We start from the raw sequence: 16773 nt of genomic DNA on the forward strand, positions 1-16773 counted from the left end.
GGGGGTAAGACAGATGAAAAGGATGCTGAAACAACTTGCGTGTATGACAGCTGCCGTGCTTCTGGCTGTATCGTCTTTCCCGGCTGCGGCAATGGCTTCGGAAGGATTTACGGGAGAGTATGAACGGCTGATCGACATGGCAGATCTTCTGACCTATGAGGAAGAGTCTGAATTACTTGAAACCTTAAATGAGATCAGTGAACGGCAGAAAATGGATATTGTAGTAATCACGTCGGAAGACATGGATGGTTACACCGATATTCAGGAGTATGCGGACGATCTGTATGATTACTGTGACTACGGTTATGGAGCAAACAGGGATGGATTGCTGCTGCTTATCAGCATGGAAGAGCGTGACTGGTATATTTCCACCTGTGGTTATGGAATTACTGCCTTTACAGATGCGGGAATCAGTTATCTTGGCAGTGCGATGAAAGAAGACCTTTCCTCCGGAAATTATGCTTCTGCATTCGACACCTATGCGGCTGAGTGTGATCAGCTGATCACGCAGGCAAGAGAAGGCCATCCATTTTCAAAAAAGGATCTGCCCCATGCCCCGTTGTCACCGCTGGTACTTCCTATTTGCATTGTGATTGGTCTGGTCGGCGCCTTTCTTATCGTGGGAAGTATGAAGGCGCAGCTGAAAACGGTGCGTAAACAGACGGCGGCAGCGAATTATGTAAGAAAAGGAAGTATGCAGCTTGCGACCCAGCAGGATTTATTCCTGTACAGTAAAGTGGATCGGGTAAAGAAGCCGGAAAAGGACAGCTCCGAAAGCAGCACCCACACTTCTTCGTCAGGAACGACCCATGGTGGAGGCGGTGGAAACTTCTAAGGGACTCCGGAAAGCCAGTGGAAAAGGAGGTGGTATGTACATGAAAGTCTTGGCAAGTGCTGTGACATTTGTACTCATGTTAGCAGTGGCAGGCTGTGGTAAGAAAGCGGAAGTGGCGGCTGTGGACCCGGTAGAATCTGTCCGTGAGGAAAGGGAAGAACCGGAAGAATCCGCCGATGCCGATGTTGAGGAACCGGAAGAACCCGCCGATGCAGACATGACAGATATGGAAGAGCCGGAAGAACCCGCCGGTGCAGATATGGAAGAATCGGAAGAATCCGCTGGACAGGGATTTGAACGAGTGGAAAACCAGTCTGCCTGGAATGGTACATATTACCGCGAAGACGGAGAATATATCACGGTGTATGACACGGATGAAGATTATCTGTTTCTTTCTTACCCGGAGAGCAACTACGAGCATATGGTAGATATTCTCCAGTTTACGGATGCCGGAAAAACACAGGCAGTCTCCGCGACACAGGATATAACGGCGGTTTATACCTTGTCGGGGGATGTCCTCTCGGTGGATTTTGGTACGGCATATATTCCATTTATGCAGGGAGAGTATTACAGAAAAAAAGATGCCTCCTGTTGGATGACAGAGATAGACGGAACCGACAGGTATCTGGATGAAACAGGTAATATTCTGCGTAACCATATGACTCCGGATGGCTGGTATACGGATGAAAATGGCAGAAAAATGTGGCAGATAGGGATGCCGCTGATTACGCCGGGGCTTTATGAATCCATGCCGGCATATTCGGCAAGAGAAGGCTATGAGACATGGAGCTTCAGTATGTATAGTGGAGCAGGGGATTCCGGATTTTTCAATAGTCTGGATGACCGGCTTGAGGTCGGAACGGTGGATTATACCGTGTACGATCATGAGATGAATCCCTATTACACAAAGGAAGCAATGTATGTATATAATTCTCCCCGTGGTTATGTGATCGAGGATGTGGCAGGACAGGAATTTGCCTGGTTTTATCCTTCGATTCACTGGAATGATCTGATGATCCAGATGTATGGGACAGAGACCTACCATACGGTGCGTCTGGTAGAGGATTACTCAGATTATGGGGGATAATCTGACAGAGGTATCATTTTAAAATCCGGATGTTGAGGAGGGATGGCAGATGGGAAAAAGAGGAAACACGAGAAAGAAGAAAGGGATGCTTCTGGCAGTAGTCATGTTGCTCTGCGCATTTCTTACCGGCTGTGGCCTCCTCGATATCAGGGACGGCGGATTAGGCATGACCAACCCGGATTATAACCCGGATGATATAGAACTGGAAGAAGCTCAGCCGGAAGAATCCCAGCCGGAAGAAGAATCAACCACGAGTGAACATGCGGAATTTCCGAATTTGGGAGAGCCCCAAAAAGAAGGTACGGCTTCCTGGCTTACGGAGGCGGGGAAAGCGGCATTGGTGGAAGAACAGGAATGGCTGAGAGATCAGGGGGCAGTATTTGGTGCTTCATTTCTGGGTTATACGCCAGATTACAGCTTCCCGGGAAAAGAATATCAAAGAGCTGAGACCTATCCGTACTTGGAAGGAATCCCGGAAGACCATATCATAGAATATACAGGGGATGAGTGGTATGTGATCGTTCCGGCAGAAGATGGGTGGAAGATGTCCATAGAGTCCTGCAGCTGGAATGATGACTTTACGGAAACCAGTACAGAGGAACTGCTATGGGAAAGTGATGATGGCCTTCCTCTGATCTTACAGTGTAATCTCAGTGATCTTTATCCCAATGTACAGGTCACGGCCAGAAAAGGAAGCAGGGAGGTTTCCTGGAAACCTTATTATCTTACCTATGCCGGAGAGATCGAGCCGGCAGACGGAGTGAAGCAGCTTTTATCAGGTTCCTACATGCCGGAGGAGGGATATCTCTACGGAATGGAAGGAAGCTGGTATTGCGATTCTGCGAAAACAGATGCGGGTGAACCTTATTTTTACAGTGTTACTTTCCTGACGGGCGAGAGTGGATATCCTTCGGATATGTGGTATTATGGGGGTCTTTTGGATGGAGAGATGGAGGATATCCGTTTTTTCTGGGATGGCTATTATGCTTATGGGGATCCTCAGGGGGAGTCACTGGAATTCTGGCTGAACACGCCGGATGGAACCCGAAGCGGTACGATCTGGCTGGAGCTGGAAGGAGACTGCCTGACCATTCACGAAATGGAAGGAGAAGCCTTTTTCCCATTCACAAGCGGGTCAGTGGAAAAATTCTACCTGCGTCCCGTAGCAGCGGACGGGGAAAACTATGATTATTCCGGCAATGAAATCGATGTGCTGCTTGCACAACCCGAAGTACAGGAGAGGCTGGAACTGGGTATGGCAATCCGGGATGTGGACGGCATGGAGACTATTCAGGGTGAAGCCTGTGTGCTCTTTGCCCTTGGAACAGAACATCCGGACCAGTTCGTAGCAGAATATTATTATGCGGTGTCCTCATCCGGACTCGTTTATCGAATGGATGATCTGACCGGAGAATGGGAACCGATCTAAAGGAGGGATATGATGAGCGAGATAACATTGAACAGACTTCCAAAAACATTACAGGAATTACAGGCAATGCCTCAGGCAGGATTGACAAACCCGGAGGAAGTGGCTGCTTTGACGGTGGCAGCCCTTGCTCTTTATCCTGAGAATCCATCTGAAACGGAAAAAATGCTGGATTTTCTGCGGGGCCCCAGACCGTTGAATGGAATTGACAAACAGTTTATAAGAGACAGATTCCGTGGAAAAGAGTATCTGATGCGTTCCTATTTTTCCGGCTCTTCTCCGGAGAATAATTATACTCCGGGACAGCCCTACCGGGTTGCGGTATCAGAAAACGCCTACAGCAGAACCCAGATAGGGGAAGGATATCTGACCTTATATGTGGCATGCAGCGGAGCAGACAGCCCGCGGCCATTAAAGCTCCGGAAGAAGCCATCTACAGGACAGTGGTTCTTGTGGGAACAGCAGCTCTTAACCGGAATCCGGATACCAAAAGAAGCAGATCCCTGGGCATAAGAACAGGGTCAGGGGAGGATAGGGTATGAATCAGGGAAAGATTATGACCATTCACTGTGCCACCTGTGGCGCACCTGCCCAGTTTGATGTTGTGACACAGAATTACCATTGTCCGAACTGCGGAGGAAATACAGGAACAGAGATTCCCTTAAAAAAGCTACGGGAATTTCGAAGTCTTACAAAAACTTTGTTAGAGCAGGAGCTTCCGGACAGTCAGACGATTGCCTGTGAGTGTCCGAATTGTGGAGCACGGGTGATTGTGAAAGAACATGAAGTGGCAGAGACCTGTATTTTCTGCCAGTCCAAGGTTTTGCGCTCGGATGTCCAGATGGGAGAAGGTTTCCCGGAGATGCTGATTCCTTTTAAATTGAATCGGAAACAGGCAGAAAAACGACTGGATGAATGGATTGAGCAGCATCATGATAAAAACGAAGCTCAGATTTTAAAGGAAAACAAGAAAAAATTAAAAGGAATTTATCTGCCATATGAACTGATCCGCGGGCCTATCCGGTTTGTTGTGACCAGAGACAATTCCAACAGACATTATGAATGCGGAGGATTTCTGGAGCATGTGGCAGTCAATGTGACGGATCGCTGCAACAATCTGTTATTAAATGGAATGGAACCATTTTTGTGGGATGAACTGGAGCCATTTCAATTTGGATATATTGCAGGCCATGCAGCAGAGGTTCCGACTGCAGATGGCGCGGAGTTAAGACGCCGTGTGTTTGAAGAGGTGGCAGAGGAATATCGCCCGACTGTGGAGCGCACGATGCAGACAACCGGACTGGCATTGTATCCGGAGTCAGAAGCATTGCTTCGTCTGCCGGCATTTCTTCCGGTCTATTTTATGGATTGCGGAGAAGTGCAGGCGGCAGTGAACGGGCAGACCGGCAAGGTATCTGTACTGGCGGAAAAGGAAACCAGGACTTATCCCTGGGTGATCGAGCCACTTCTTGGAACGCTGGCGGTGATGATATTTTTCTTCTTTGTATTCCGGAATTATGGCGGAGTGCCGATGGATCCGAAGGAGCTGTTTGAACTGGTTGGCATGGCCGGACTGGTAGCGGCAATGATTCTCTTTACGGTGTTCAGTAAGGGAAGAGAGGCCAGAGTTCGAAGAAAGATTCTTAAAAGTATCAGCGAAGAAGAAAAGAAGAAACCAGAAGACTCCATAAAACCGGTGTTCTTTGAAACGATTGGCGGAAAGGAACTTCCGGTACAGCTGGGATTCTACTCTCCGGGGCGTATCGTAAAGATTGTGATGATCCTTCTGCTGGTGAATGCTTCCACTTGCATTCTGGCATGGATCCTTACTGCATTTAAGTGTATGGGTTCCGGTGACTGGACCCTGTTCCAGCAGCTGGATTACAGTTACAATATTATCTGGCTGTGTCTGGCACTTCCGATTTCTATGGTAGGATTTGCCGTATTTGGGCGAATTGAGGTTTATGATTCACCAGTGATCTTTCAACTTCTGGAAAATGGAAAACGAAAACGCATTCACCAGAAGAGGGAGAACAGGAAAACTTTACTTATGCGTTGGAAGAATGTCAGGGAGACAATAGGAAACTGGGCGCTGCCGTTATTCATTGTATTACCATTATATGCCATGACTGTTTATATGATCATGAATCCCTGGCCATAAAGCGACAGTAAAGAGCAGTGATGTATGATCTGGAAAGAAAGGGGTGTGAAGATGAAGAAAGCCCAGAAACCAAGAAAAAATAAAAAAACAGGTGCGGTTATCGTGATACTGCTCGGCTTGCTTTGTGCTGTCTCTACCGTGAAATCGTGTGGTACAAATCGTGCTGCGAAACAGGAAAAAGTAGATGATATCGTATATGTAGGACAGGGCAGCTATGATCCGGCAAATGATGGAAAGATTGTGATTGTCTGCGGAGAGCTGAAGGTTCTGGAACCGGCTTATGATGACGAACTGGGACTTACGATTTATGCCCCACGTGCCATGCGAAGTGCAAAAAAATTGAAGCTGAAAGAATGGAATGCTCCTATGACAGAGGAAAATATGGAATGGAATTCCGATCTGGGCGTGGGCGGGATGGAAATCTTCCAGGGTGAAGCAGATGTGGGAACTTATCATCTGTCAGACGAGTTTCTCGACAATCTTATGCTGGGAAGAGAATACGAATTTGATGAGGAGACACTATCGGAGGCAGGACTTACGATTCTGACAGACCGGAAATACCGTGGAGAAAAATTTATCGGAACCCAGCGAATGGGCAGAGAAGTTTTCGAGGAAGGCGATCGGCGTTATCAGTATTCTGTTCCTTATCAGAACGATGGGGACATGGTGACGGTAATCGGCATTCAGGAGCAGGGGACCCTGACCTATGTAAAAGGGCCGGCACCCAATATGTTAAGCGGAGAACTGGATAAAAAAACTGCACTCCAAAAAAGCGGCATGTCTTCCGGCGGAGTCAGCATTTTCAGGGTCGTATTAACAGTTTTACTGCTGTCGACAGGCATCCGGATGCTCTTGAAGAAGCGTGATCAAAAAGAAGACGGAAGTGGCTTATGAAAAAAGGAAAGAAAGGCTGGTTCTTGCTGATGGCATTTACTACGTGGACGGCGTTGATCGCAGGCTGCGGAAAGTGGCCTGGAAATAAGCCGGATAAAGTTCCGGAAGTCACGACGGCAGGAGCAGAAACAGATCCTGCAGAAAATCCGGAAAATGGTCAGGTTACACCGCTTCCGGATATTCAGGAGCTGACGTATTATGTGCATGGAACGATGATGGAACCGATCTGGAGCGTAAGCCTGCTCCGGCAGGGAGAGGAAGCGCTGGTACGGATAGAACCATGGGATGGGGAAGAAGAGGAGCCTTTTGACTATCCGGTGGCTGCAGAGATCCTTGAGAAAGCCCGCAGGATTCTGGAGACCTATGATGTGGCGTCTTGGGCAGGCTTTCGTGGAAGCGATCCCAACGTCTTAGACGGATCTTCCATGAGCTTTCAGGCGGAATTTGTAGATGGAAGCAGGATAGAAGCCTTCGGTGAGAACAAATTCCCCAAAAACTACCATGATGTTTTCTCGGAGCTGGATAGCCTGACGGCTGATGCGGAGAATGCATTTTACAGGAAACAGGGCATGAGATAGAGAATAAATCACTCATTAAGTCTATTGACATAGTAGGAATATGGATATATGATGAAATACAAATAGAACGAAGGAGATGGACGGCATGAGTGATCTTTCCAGGGAAGAGGCATTTGCCTTACTAAAAAAATATAATCAGGATCCGTTTCATATTCAGCATGCCCTTACGGTAGAGGCAGTGATGAAATGGTATGCGAGAGAATTGGGATATGGTTCCGAAGAGGAACACTGGGGTCTCGTCGGTTTACTGCATGATATTGATTTTGAACTCTATCCGGAAGAACATTGCCTGAAAGCACCGGAACTTTTAAGAGAGGGCGGTGTGTCAGAAGATATCATTCATGGCGTTGTTTCTCATGGATATGGAATTACCGTCGGATGTGGGGTAACGCTGGATGTGGAACCGGTACATGAGATGGAAAAGGTGCTGTTTGCTGCAGATGAACTTACGGGTCTGATCTGGGCAGCTGCACTTATGAGACCTTCTAAGAGTACCAAAGATATGGAACTGAAATCCCTGAAGAAAAAATATAAGAGCAAGGGATTTGCAGCAGGATGTTCCAGAGAAGTCATCGAGCGTGGCGCCGATCAGCTTGGCTGGCCCCTTGAAAAACTACTGACAATGACACTTCAGGCAATGGCTGACAGTGAAGATGAGATTAACCAGGAAATTCTTTAAAGCCTATCATGAGACAGTCGAAAAAATCGGCTGTCTTTTTTTGTGAATTTATGTGAGATCGAACAGAGTAATACTCCGTCTAATAGTTGTAAGGAAGGAGGAAAAAAGTAATGCAGAAAAAAGAACTGCTGCAGCTGATCCGAAAAGCGAAGGCGAAGGATCCGGATGCATTTTCCAGTCTGATCTATTTCTATATGAAGGATCTGTACCGGGTGGCAATCTCAATTTTGATGAATGATGAGGACGCCGCTGATGCGATTCAGGATACAATTCTTGGATGCTGGGAAAAGCTGTATACATTAAAAGAGGAGAAGTATTTTAAAACCTGGATTACCAGAATTTTGATCAACCGTTGTTACGATATACGCAAAAAACAGCAGCGGATAACAGTCCTGGAGGGATACGAGGAGCCGTCGGCAGAAGACCAATATAACGTGGAATTGAAAGAAGCTTTAGGACAATTGGATGAGAAATACCGGATTGTGTTGGTTCTTTATTACAGTGAAGGATATCAGACGGGCGAGATTGCAGAGTTTTTGGAGATTCCCAGAAGTACGGTTCAGACGAGGCTTCAGCGGGGACGGGAAAAACTGGAAGCTTATTATCGATGATGTGGAAAGGAGTAGGGACAATGAGAGAAGAAAAAAATGTTTTGAACAGTGATGTGGAAATCCCGGAAGTGGTTTTGAAAAAAGCGGATGATGCGCTGGCACAGATCAGAGAAAGTACAAAACCGGTAAGAAAAGCAAAGAAAGAAGGTCGATTCCAGGGTGGCTTCCGATATGCACAGGCGGCAGCCATTGCATGTGCAGTACTGGTTGGAGCGGGTGGGATTACCGTTACAGCAGCAGTTGTTCACCATTTATGGAGTCGGGGCATGCAGGGAAATCTCCAGGCAACGGAAGAGCAGCAGAAAGACCTGGCAGAGCGGGGAATGGTGACACAGTTCGATCAGTCAGCCGCACAGGAGGAAGGATTGAACTTATCGTCCATGGAAGTGACTTCCGAAGGAATTACGGTAAAACCGATGGAACTCATCGCGGACGGCCATTTTGTGCATGCAGCGTTTCAGGTGTCTGGATATGATCTGGCAGATGGGGAAGAACCTTGCTTTGAAAATGTAGTGGTTTACACTGGTGAGGACGAAAATGCACAGGATGGCTGGGTCAATATGGGCGGCGGTTTTTATGATGGAATTGTTTCCAATAATAACGGAGAGCCGGTCTATGAAGATGGAACTCCGCTTGCAAGCGATGAAACTGGTAATATTGTAGAACATTATAAGGCGGCGGACGGAACGCTGGAATATGTGATGACGCTGTATAAGACCGATCCAGATGAGAGTCTTCTTGGACAGACGCTTCATGTCCACTTTGAAAATCTGGGAACGGTGGAGAAAACGGAATTTATGAACGGAATCGGCGGAACATGGGAATTTGATATTCCCGTCAGCGGAAAGGACGCCGCAAAATCCTGTGAATTAAACACTGCGTTGGAAAATGTAAATGTGACCGTGCGTTCCGCAGCTATTTCACCGATTTCTATCCGGGTCGATTACGAAGTGACCGGTGAACTGCAGACACAGGAGGATGACAACGGACTTCCTAACGTTGGCGGAGTGGTATTAAAGGATGGAAGCAAAGTATTGTATCTGCTCAACGGAGGTCAGAGCGGCTATCAGAAAGGATCTGATACGCAGGCATATCTGCTTGCCACGTTTGACCGGGTCATTGATGTGGATCAGGTACAGTCATTGTTGTTCCGGCTTCATGCGGGAGATCAACCGGAAGAATATGTGACCGTGGATTTGCCACAGTAGTATGTGAAATGTCCCACGATTGTATAAACAGAGCTGCTATAGTATAATCAACAGTAAGAACCTAGAAAGAGGGGATTTCAATGAAGAGATTACTGATTCTTACTGGGGATGTGATCGGATTTTCCAACAGAGAAGAAAATCTGAAATTGTCCGATGCGGCGGTACAGCTGATGATTCGTACCTTTGAGGAGTTTGCGAAGCTGGAGAAATCGTTGATTCTGGAGGCAAATTTCCATAAAAGGGAATTACAGCAGCTTCAGGACATTGCAAAAACATATGATTATGAAGTGATGACGCTGGTGCTGGAGGCGGATCTTCATATTTTACATGAGAGATATATGAACCGGATGAAGAACTGCTGCAAAAGATTGACTGTTTTATGAAGGAGCCAGCACGGTAAATGAAAGCAATGGGGATTGACATGACAACGATCAGCGGTGTTGTTCTTGATGTGGAAAAGAAGCATCCGTGATTCTCAAAAAAGCAAGGGCGCTTGTGGATGAACTGCTGGATTGCTGTCCGGATTGTGCGAGTATCGGTCTGACCGGACAGATTTCGGTATTATCCGATCAGTTATTCGAAGGAAATGGAATCGAAGCCAGGCCATTTACCAGGAAGAAGCAGCCTGCGGGGCCGGGGCCGCTGTCAGCAGTGCATTAAAATGAATCCGAATACAAAGCTGTAAAATTCTGCGTTGAATTTTACAGCTTTTTGCGTATATAATAAAAGTAACAGAGAAATGTAAAAACGAGAAAGGAGTTGAAAAATATGCCTAATATTTTACCTGTATCTGATTTAAGAAATTATAATGAAGTTTTGAAAAATTGTCACAAAGGGGAACCGGTATATTTAACCAAGAATGGCAGAGGGCGTTTTGTGGTTATGGATATTGAAGATTATGAGCGTGATCGTGCAGAGAAAAAACTTTTGATGAAATTGCAGGAAGCAGAAGAAGCAGTGAAAGATGGGGAAGGTTGGCTGAACCTGGAAGAACTGAAAGCACTTATGGGGGAATAAGATGTTAAAACTGCGGATCAATCCGATTGTCGCAAAGGATTTGAAAAATATTCGTGATTATATTGCTGAAGACAGTGAAACATACGCTGCAAAGACGATAAAAGCAATCTATGGTAAATTTGAAAATCTTCAGATGTTTCCGGAAATAGGTTCGGATCTTTCAAAGAGGGTCAGTTTTCGGACAGACTATAAATATGCAGTATGGACAGACTATGTGATTATCTATAAGGTAAACAGCGAGTATGTTGAGATTTACCGTGTAATGAATCGGTATCAGGATATTACAAGAATTTTTGAGTAACATTGTGGCTGCGATACGACATTTACAAATTTAACAGAGATAGAGAAATTTAAGTGATTATCAACAAAAACCATGGAAAGAGTGGAAAATATGAAAGAGATTAAATGTCCTAAATGTGGAGAAGTTTTTGCGGTTGATGAGTCTGGATATGCGCAAATTGTTCAACAAGTTCGGGATAAGGAATTTGATAAAGAACTTAAACAGAGAGAAAAAGATTTAGAAGAAATAAAGAAAAAAGATTTAGAACTTATCAAAACGAAACAAAAAGATGAGTTTAATAAAGCTATTTCAACAAAAGATTTGCAGCTCGTAGAAAAGAATAAATTAATTGAACAGTTAAAGGCACAAGTTGCGGGGGGTGAGACAGAAAAACAACTTGCTATAAGTGAAGCCATTAATAAAAAAGAACATGAACGAGAACTTGCGCTTGGAAAGAAAAATGATGAACTGGCAGATAAAGAGAAAAAGATAGCTTCACTTATAGCACAAATAGAAAATGGTAAGAATGAAAGAAAACTGGCAATTACAGAAGCAGTTAATGTTAAAGAAAAAGAAATAGCACAGAAGATAGAAGAAATCAATAAATTAAAAGAAGCATTTTCTGCTAAGGAGCGAGAGAAAGATAGAGAGATTGAACAATTAAAGTCCCAAATTGAGGGAAGTGAAACAGTAAAGAAGTTAGCAATAAGCGAAGCAATTAATAAAAAAGATATAGAAAAACAAAAAATGTTAGAAAGCAAGCAAGAAGAATTGACAGAAAAAAACCGCATAATTGAAGCGTTAAAGGCAAAAATTGCAAATGGTGAAACTGCAAGAAAATTAGCGGTATCAGAGGCTGTTCAGAAAAAGGAAAAAGAAATTTCGGAAAGAGTAACAGAAATTACGGAGTTAAAGAGTCGATTATCCAGTAAAGATACGGAAAATCAACTGAAAGAACAATCTTTGCATAAAGAATATGAGGAAAAGTTAAAATTAAAGGACGAACAAATAGAGTATTATAAAGATTTTAAGGCACGACAGTCTACTAAAATGATTGGAGAGAGTCTGGAACAGCATTGCTTAAATCAATTTAATTCTTTAAGAATGACGGCATTTCCAACAGCATATTTTGAAAAAGATAATGATGCGAAAACAGGTAGTAAAGGAGACTTTATTTTTAGAGAAAATGTAGATGGAATGGAATTTATATCCATTATGTTTGAAATGAAAAATGAAATGGATGAAACAGCGACAAAGCATAAGAATGAAGACTTTTTTAAAGAACTTGATCGTGATAGACGTGAAAAGAAATGTGAGTATGCGGTATTAGTATCACTGTTAGAGATAGATAATGAATTATACAATAATGGTATTGTAGATGTCTCTTATAAATATGAGAAAATGTATGTTATCAGACCGCAATTTTTTATTCCAATGATTACATTACTAAGAAATGCTGCATTAAATTCATTAAAATATCGGCAAGAATTAGAAGTAGCAAGACATCAACAAATAGATATTTCACGTTTTGAAGAAAATATGAATTTATTTAAAGAAGGATTTGCACGGAATTATAGAATTGCTAGTGATAAATTTAAAACAGCAATAGAGGAAATTGATAAGACGATTTCCCATTTACAAAAAACGAAAGAGGCACTTCTTTCATCAGAAAATCAACTTAGATTGGCTAATAATAAAGCGGAAGATCTAAGTATAAAAAAATTGACGAAAGATGCACCAACTGTGAAAAAAATGTTTGATGAAGTAAACAGCGGAAGAGGGGAATGATGTGTCATGACACATGAACAGTTTGAAAATGCAGCACAATACTGGAATAAAAAGGAACAGGTTAAAATATGAGTGCTAAAAACAGACAGGAATTATTAGATGAAATTGCGGCATATCATCCATTCAATGAGCAGGAAGAGCGGGACAAAAATCTGATCTTTCAGTGGATTGAGCAGCATGAGGATGCATTTTCAAGGGAAAATACAGTGGCACATGTAACTGCATCGGCCTGGATGGTAAATAAGGACAGAAGCAAGGTTTTGATGGTGTACCATAACATTTACAATTCCTGGTCCTGGCTGGGCGGCCATGCAGATGGTGAGACAGATCTGTTATCAGTGGCCATTCGTGAGGTAAAGGAAGAGGCTGGTATAGCACATGTACGGCCGGTATCGGAGAATATTTTTTCTCTGGAATCTTTAACGGTGGATGGACATGTAAAGAAGGAAAAGTATATATCCAGCCACTTGCATCTGAATATTACCTACCTATTGGAAGCGGATTCAGAGGAAGATGTTCGGATAAAGGCAGATGAAAACAGCGGTGTGGCATGGTTTACGCCGGAGGAAGCATTACAGAAATCCACGGAACCGTGGTTTGTGGAACGGGTCTATGGGAAACTGATTGAGAAAGTGAAAAGAATCTGAGGAGCAGATGCAGGGATGAAAAAGGAGCTGGATTATTTTTCAATTGACGGAGTTCAGGGCGGAAGCCAGGACTGGATGAGTAATTTCCTGATGAAATTCGGAGGCTGTGCAGCACTGGCGGCATGTGATACCTGCATTTATCTGGCGGCAAAGCATGGATGGAAGCAGATATATCCTTATAATATAGCACATCTGTGCAGGGAGGACTATGACCGGTTTGCCATGAAGATGAAGCCGTATCTGCGTCCGAGAATTGGCGGAGTAGATCGTCTGAGCCTCTATATAGAAGGATTTCAGCGGTATCTTGCAGATGCGGGAGTGACAGATCTTTGCATAGAAGGACTGGAAGGACAGACACCTTACGAAAAAGCAGAAGAAGCGGTGGAAGCACAGATTCAGGCGGGATGGCCCATTCCGTGTCTGACCTTGAAGCACAAGGAACCGGCATATGATGATTATGTGTGGCACTGGTATATGCTGACCGGCTATAAAAAGGAAGCGGGGCATTTCTCTGTAAAAGCGGTTACCTATGGTGGTGCAAGGTGGCTGGATTTTCATGGACTATGGGATACCGGATATGAGAAAAAAGGCGGTCTGATTCTCTATCGGGTTGCCGGAGCAAAGATGGCGTAGTATACTTCATTTTATAAAATGAACAAGTGAATGGGAGAATGACCATGATTAGAAAAAGACTTTTGATAGCGTTATCTATGACCGTGTTGTTACTGATGGGCTGCAGCAAAGAGACGGTACCTTCAGAACCTGAATCAACAGAAAACGATGAAACCGTGGATGCAGTGACAGAGGTACCTGATGAAACCGAAAATATGGAAATAGCTGAAGTAGAAGAAGCAGAAGTTGCAGAAACGGTCGAACCGAAATATATCACCATAGATTTCAACGGAGTAACGGAAACTCATGCAGAGGGGGACTCGGTTACTCCGTTAAAGTGGAATATTTTATCAGAAGAGGATAACGGTATTGATTTTGCAGATGAATGGTATGCCAGCGAAAACCTGTCTCTTCCCATGATCGGCACAGATTGGAACAATTTTTCAGATGAAAACTATGAGTACCTGTGGGAAGGGGAAGATCTGTATATCTATGAAAATGGAACAGGTAACTGTCTATATGTATTGCATTATCCGACCGATAAATGGTATGTGAACGGAAACAATGCTTATTTAAAAGATGGCATTTTTTATGGGGCGAGTGTGGCCAACGGTTATGCACAGCCGAATACCTGCTTTATGTTTGCCTATGATCTGAAAAATGAAAAGCTGCTGTGGAGAAGCGCAGACCAGTCTTATAATTCCATGAATTTTGTGTTAGAAGGCGATGTTCTGATCTGCGGCTATGGATTTACCGCAGAGCCGGACTATCTCTATCAGATTAACCGAAATACAGGAGAAATCATTGACCGATTACTGCTGAAGAAGATGCCGGATCTCATTGTGGAGCAGGATGGAAAGCTGTATGTACATACTTACAGTTATAATTACGTCATTGAAATCGAGTAGATTCGGGGAGTAGATAGTGAGGGCTTAGCCTGTGTTACAAAAAGTTGAATGAAATACAACAAATAGGCATTGCTCTGCAATTGACATTTATGTTAAGCCATGATAATATAATTACATAAAAAGAGTACTACCGATAGACGGTTAGCCTGATATATTGCTAAACAAAAATTGCCGCTTAGTTTTCCAGACTGGGGCGGCTATTTTTGTGTTTTATGATTATCCTTACCGAATGTGTATCCGATACTAAAGCAGGTTAAGCCGAAGCTTATTATTGCGATGAAATCTATAATACTCATTGGCTTAGTCCTCCTTTCCGATAAATTCCTTTACAGGTTTCTATGTAATCAGAGGATCACAGTCCCTCTGGAGAAGGACTAACCGCCTACCGTTGTTGGTAGCACTCTTGTTTAAATTATAGCAAATAGATAATGAAAATACAACTATTTGTGGACGATTGTCTAGGGGCCAATTACATATCGCTATGCTGACCGTAGCAGCAACCTGGCGGCAGAAGCAGTTGGAGTGGTGAAAGGTCAGTCCCTTTTAGTTTTCTACACCATCTGAACCAGCCATACATTACTGTGTACCATAAAATAACCGATGGCCACCTTAATCAGTTCCGTAGCCTGTACGAAGAAGTACACACTTATGATACCGAGTCCGGTATAGTGGGCCAGTAAAAAGGCAGTTGGAACAACAACAATCCAGGTGAAAACAGAATCGAACAGGAATGTCACCATTGTTTTTCCACCGGAGCGCAGTGTGAAATAGGATGCATGGCTAAAGGAACAGAACGGCATGATGATTGCGGATACGGCGATAAATCTGGTTGCCAGTGTACGGATCTCCTCAGAGGTATTGTAGATCTGTGGGAAAAATCTGCCGATAAAAAGCATGCATACAGCTACAATGACACAGCAAAAAACACTGAACACAATCATTTTATTATCCGCATCCTTGGCTTTTTCCAGTTCACCGGCACCCAGATACTGTCCCACCACAATGCTGATGCAGGCACCAAGCTGGATATAAATGATGTTGAACAGATTGGTGATGGTCGTAGCAATGTTAAGTCCGGCAACTACTTCCAGGCCACGGATCGAATAACACTGTATTACGGCGGTCATTCCCGCAGCCCACAGAACTTCATTTATCATAAGCGGCAATCCTTTGATGATGATTGCTTTCAATTCATATTTGGGAATACCAAATCCGAGATATGCTCCTTCAAGATACCGGTTCTTTTCTCTGTGTCTGTGTGCCCAGATAATAATCATAAGAGCTTCTATATAACGGGCAATGACCGTTGCCAGAGCGGCACCCTGCACACCCAGTTCCGGGAATGGCCCGATACCGAAAATCAGGAGATAGTCCAATATGGCATTGCTTCCAACAGCCACAAAACTTGCGATCATGGGAATCAATGTCTGTCCGGTTTCCTTGATATTGGTCGCATAAGACTGATTTACGGCAAAAGGAATCAATCCCGCCATCATAATGACCAGATATTGCAATCCATACTGTAATGCGGCACCTGTCGCACCGTTTCCGGAGGTGTCGGTGAGATAAAGAGAAATCAGGCTTTCCCCCTTCGTCACAAACAGCAGAATGGTAAGTGCGGTAACCGTCAAAGCTGCATACAGCTTAAAACGGAAAGAATACATATGCCCTTTGTGATTTCCATTTCCAAAATATTGCGCACCAAAAATACTGGCTGCTGATACAGCCCCGAAGATTGCCAGATTATATACAAATATCAGCTGATTGACAATGGCAACTCCGGACATCTGCTCTGTACCAAGCTGTCCAACCATAATATTGTCAAGAAAACTAACAAGGTTTGTCACTGCATTTTGTATAATCATCGGCAATGCCAGCGCGATGTATCTTCCATAAAAATTTCTGTCCCCGATATATTTTCTGCGAAACTTTTCTAACATAAATTCCTTCCTTTACATAAATCCCCTTTTTAATACCTGTTCAGCATAACATATTTCTGCGGAATTTCACACCTTCTTTGTTTATTTAAAAATATATCCACA

At 44.0% G+C, this 16773-nt stretch carries 19 protein-coding genes; 18 read left to right on the forward strand and 1 reads right to left on the reverse strand.

Going from position 1 to position 16773, the window contains the following annotated elements:
* Window positions 1-13 precede the first annotated feature (13 nt).
* From LKD36_RS08475 to LKD36_RS08560, 18 genes are all read left to right on the forward strand, one after another.
* Window positions 14-835 (forward strand): TPM domain-containing protein, encoded by an 822-nt coding sequence (locus tag LKD36_RS08475; RefSeq protein WP_308459335.1) that lies wholly within the window; start codon window positions 14-16, stop codon window positions 833-835.
* A gap of 40 nt (window positions 836-875) precedes the next feature.
* On the forward strand, window positions 876-1922 hold the full coding sequence (locus LKD36_RS08480; protein WP_308459336.1) for a hypothetical protein: 1047 nt from the start codon (window positions 876-878) through the stop codon (window positions 1920-1922).
* Between the two features lie 49 nt (window positions 1923-1971).
* Window positions 1972-3351, forward strand: coding sequence for a hypothetical protein (locus LKD36_RS08485; protein WP_308459337.1), 1380 nt, complete (start codon window positions 1972-1974; stop codon window positions 3349-3351).
* 12 nt (window positions 3352-3363) lie between these two features.
* Window positions 3364-3861: a DUF6935 domain-containing protein gene (locus LKD36_RS08490; RefSeq protein ID WP_308459338.1), complete on the forward strand. Its 498-nt coding sequence runs from the start codon at window positions 3364-3366 to the stop codon at window positions 3859-3861.
* A 25-nt stretch (window positions 3862-3886) separates the two neighbouring features.
* Window positions 3887-5509, forward strand: a complete 1623-nt coding sequence (locus LKD36_RS08495; protein ID WP_308459339.1) for a hypothetical protein — start codon at window positions 3887-3889, stop codon at window positions 5507-5509.
* 24 nt (window positions 5510-5533) lie between these two features.
* Window positions 5534-6403, forward strand: coding sequence for a hypothetical protein (locus LKD36_RS08500; RefSeq protein WP_308459340.1), 870 nt, complete (start codon window positions 5534-5536; stop codon window positions 6401-6403).
* The gene (locus LKD36_RS08505) at window positions 6400-6981 is read left to right on the forward strand and encodes a hypothetical protein (protein ID WP_308459341.1); all 582 of its coding nucleotides are present in this window, start codon (window positions 6400-6402) and stop codon (window positions 6979-6981) included. The genes LKD36_RS08500 and LKD36_RS08505 overlap by 4 nt, the downstream gene beginning before the upstream one ends.
* Before the next feature lie 85 nt (window positions 6982-7066).
* Complete coding sequence (locus tag LKD36_RS08510; RefSeq protein WP_308459342.1) at window positions 7067-7660, forward strand: hydrolase; 594 nt, start codon at window positions 7067-7069, stop codon at window positions 7658-7660.
* A 110-nt stretch (window positions 7661-7770) separates the two neighbouring features.
* Complete coding sequence (locus LKD36_RS08515) at window positions 7771-8271, forward strand: RNA polymerase sigma factor (RefSeq protein ID WP_308459343.1); 501 nt, start codon at window positions 7771-7773, stop codon at window positions 8269-8271.
* Window positions 8272-8291: 20 nt separating this feature from the next.
* Window positions 8292-9479 carry a DUF4179 domain-containing protein gene (locus tag LKD36_RS08520; RefSeq protein ID WP_308459344.1) on the forward strand — a complete coding sequence of 396 codons (1188 nt, stop codon included), beginning with the start codon at window positions 8292-8294 and terminating at the stop codon, window positions 9477-9479.
* 80 nt (window positions 9480-9559) lie between these two features.
* Window positions 9560-9862: a hypothetical protein gene (locus LKD36_RS08525; RefSeq protein WP_308459345.1), complete on the forward strand. Its 303-nt coding sequence runs from the start codon at window positions 9560-9562 to the stop codon at window positions 9860-9862.
* A gap of 85 nt (window positions 9863-9947) precedes the next feature.
* On the forward strand, window positions 9948-10139 hold the full coding sequence (locus tag LKD36_RS08530) for a hypothetical protein (RefSeq protein WP_308459346.1): 192 nt from the start codon (window positions 9948-9950) through the stop codon (window positions 10137-10139).
* 108 nt (window positions 10140-10247) lie between these two features.
* On the forward strand, window positions 10248-10496 hold the full coding sequence (locus LKD36_RS08535; RefSeq protein ID WP_308459347.1) for a type II toxin-antitoxin system prevent-host-death family antitoxin: 249 nt from the start codon (window positions 10248-10250) through the stop codon (window positions 10494-10496).
* A 1-nt stretch (window position 10497) separates the two neighbouring features.
* Window positions 10498-10797 (forward strand): type II toxin-antitoxin system RelE/ParE family toxin, encoded by a 300-nt coding sequence (locus LKD36_RS08540; protein ID WP_118771038.1) that lies wholly within the window; start codon window positions 10498-10500, stop codon window positions 10795-10797.
* Between the two features lie 90 nt (window positions 10798-10887).
* Complete coding sequence (locus LKD36_RS08545) at window positions 10888-12564, forward strand: DUF2130 domain-containing protein (protein WP_308459348.1); 1677 nt, start codon at window positions 10888-10890, stop codon at window positions 12562-12564.
* A 68-nt stretch (window positions 12565-12632) separates the two neighbouring features.
* Window positions 12633-13211, forward strand: coding sequence for an NUDIX hydrolase (locus LKD36_RS08550; protein WP_308459349.1), 579 nt, complete (start codon window positions 12633-12635; stop codon window positions 13209-13211).
* Window positions 13212-13226: 15 nt separating this feature from the next.
* The gene (locus LKD36_RS08555) at window positions 13227-13844 is read left to right on the forward strand and encodes a hypothetical protein (protein ID WP_308459350.1); all 618 of its coding nucleotides are present in this window, start codon (window positions 13227-13229) and stop codon (window positions 13842-13844) included.
* A gap of 44 nt (window positions 13845-13888) precedes the next feature.
* On the forward strand, window positions 13889-14731 hold the full coding sequence (locus tag LKD36_RS08560; RefSeq protein ID WP_308459351.1) for a hypothetical protein: 843 nt from the start codon (window positions 13889-13891) through the stop codon (window positions 14729-14731).
* Window positions 14732-15282: 551 nt separating this feature from the next.
* On the opposite strand, the gene LKD36_RS08565 is transcribed toward LKD36_RS08560, so the two are convergent.
* The gene (locus tag LKD36_RS08565; protein ID WP_118771033.1) at window positions 15283-16671 is read right to left on the reverse strand and encodes an MATE family efflux transporter; all 1389 of its coding nucleotides are present in this window, start codon (window positions 16669-16671) and stop codon (window positions 15283-15285) included.
* Between the last annotated feature and the right edge of the window lie 102 nt (window positions 16672-16773).

It is taken from the genome of Hominiventricola filiformis (genome assembly GCF_020686965.1).
Taxonomy (GTDB): Bacteria; Bacillota; Clostridia; order Lachnospirales; family Lachnospiraceae; genus Hominiventricola; species Hominiventricola filiformis.

What these genes read in the sequence shown, in the direction of transcription:
- LKD36_RS08510 (WP_308459342.1), top strand. Translation starts at nt 7,067, where the DNA reads ATGAGTGATCTTTCCAGGGAAGAGGCATTTGCCTTACTAAAAAAATAT.
- LKD36_RS08545 (WP_308459348.1), top strand. Translation starts at nt 10,888, where the DNA reads ATGAAAGAGATTAAATGTCCTAAATGTGGAGAAGTTTTTGCGGTTGAT.
- LKD36_RS08550 (WP_308459349.1), top strand. Translation starts at nt 12,633, where the DNA reads ATGAGTGCTAAAAACAGACAGGAATTATTAGATGAAATTGCGGCATAT.
- LKD36_RS08505 (WP_308459341.1), top strand. Translation starts at nt 6,400, where the DNA reads ATGAAAAAAGGAAAGAAAGGCTGGTTCTTGCTGATGGCATTTACTACG.
- LKD36_RS08495 (WP_308459339.1), top strand. Translation starts at nt 3,887, where the DNA reads ATGAATCAGGGAAAGATTATGACCATTCACTGTGCCACCTGTGGCGCA.
- LKD36_RS08490 (WP_308459338.1), top strand. Translation starts at nt 3,364, where the DNA reads ATGAGCGAGATAACATTGAACAGACTTCCAAAAACATTACAGGAATTA.
- LKD36_RS08515 (WP_308459343.1), top strand. Translation starts at nt 7,771, where the DNA reads ATGCAGAAAAAAGAACTGCTGCAGCTGATCCGAAAAGCGAAGGCGAAG.
- LKD36_RS08480 (WP_308459336.1), top strand. Translation starts at nt 876, where the DNA reads ATGAAAGTCTTGGCAAGTGCTGTGACATTTGTACTCATGTTAGCAGTG.
- LKD36_RS08540 (WP_118771038.1), top strand. Translation starts at nt 10,498, where the DNA reads ATGTTAAAACTGCGGATCAATCCGATTGTCGCAAAGGATTTGAAAAAT.
- LKD36_RS08560 (WP_308459351.1), top strand. Translation starts at nt 13,889, where the DNA reads ATGATTAGAAAAAGACTTTTGATAGCGTTATCTATGACCGTGTTGTTA.
- LKD36_RS08475 (WP_308459335.1), top strand. Translation starts at nt 14, where the DNA reads ATGAAAAGGATGCTGAAACAACTTGCGTGTATGACAGCTGCCGTGCTT.
- LKD36_RS08565 (WP_118771033.1), bottom strand. Translation starts at nt 16,671, where the DNA reads ATGTTAGAAAAGTTTCGCAGAAAATATATCGGGGACAGAAATTTTTAT.
- LKD36_RS08535 (WP_308459347.1), top strand. Translation starts at nt 10,248, where the DNA reads ATGCCTAATATTTTACCTGTATCTGATTTAAGAAATTATAATGAAGTT.
- LKD36_RS08555 (WP_308459350.1), top strand. Translation starts at nt 13,227, where the DNA reads ATGAAAAAGGAGCTGGATTATTTTTCAATTGACGGAGTTCAGGGCGGA.
- LKD36_RS08500 (WP_308459340.1), top strand. Translation starts at nt 5,534, where the DNA reads ATGATCTGGAAAGAAAGGGGTGTGAAGATGAAGAAAGCCCAGAAACCA.
- LKD36_RS08520 (WP_308459344.1), top strand. Translation starts at nt 8,292, where the DNA reads ATGAGAGAAGAAAAAAATGTTTTGAACAGTGATGTGGAAATCCCGGAA.
- LKD36_RS08525 (WP_308459345.1), top strand. Translation starts at nt 9,560, where the DNA reads ATGAAGAGATTACTGATTCTTACTGGGGATGTGATCGGATTTTCCAAC.
- LKD36_RS08485 (WP_308459337.1), top strand. Translation starts at nt 1,972, where the DNA reads ATGGGAAAAAGAGGAAACACGAGAAAGAAGAAAGGGATGCTTCTGGCA.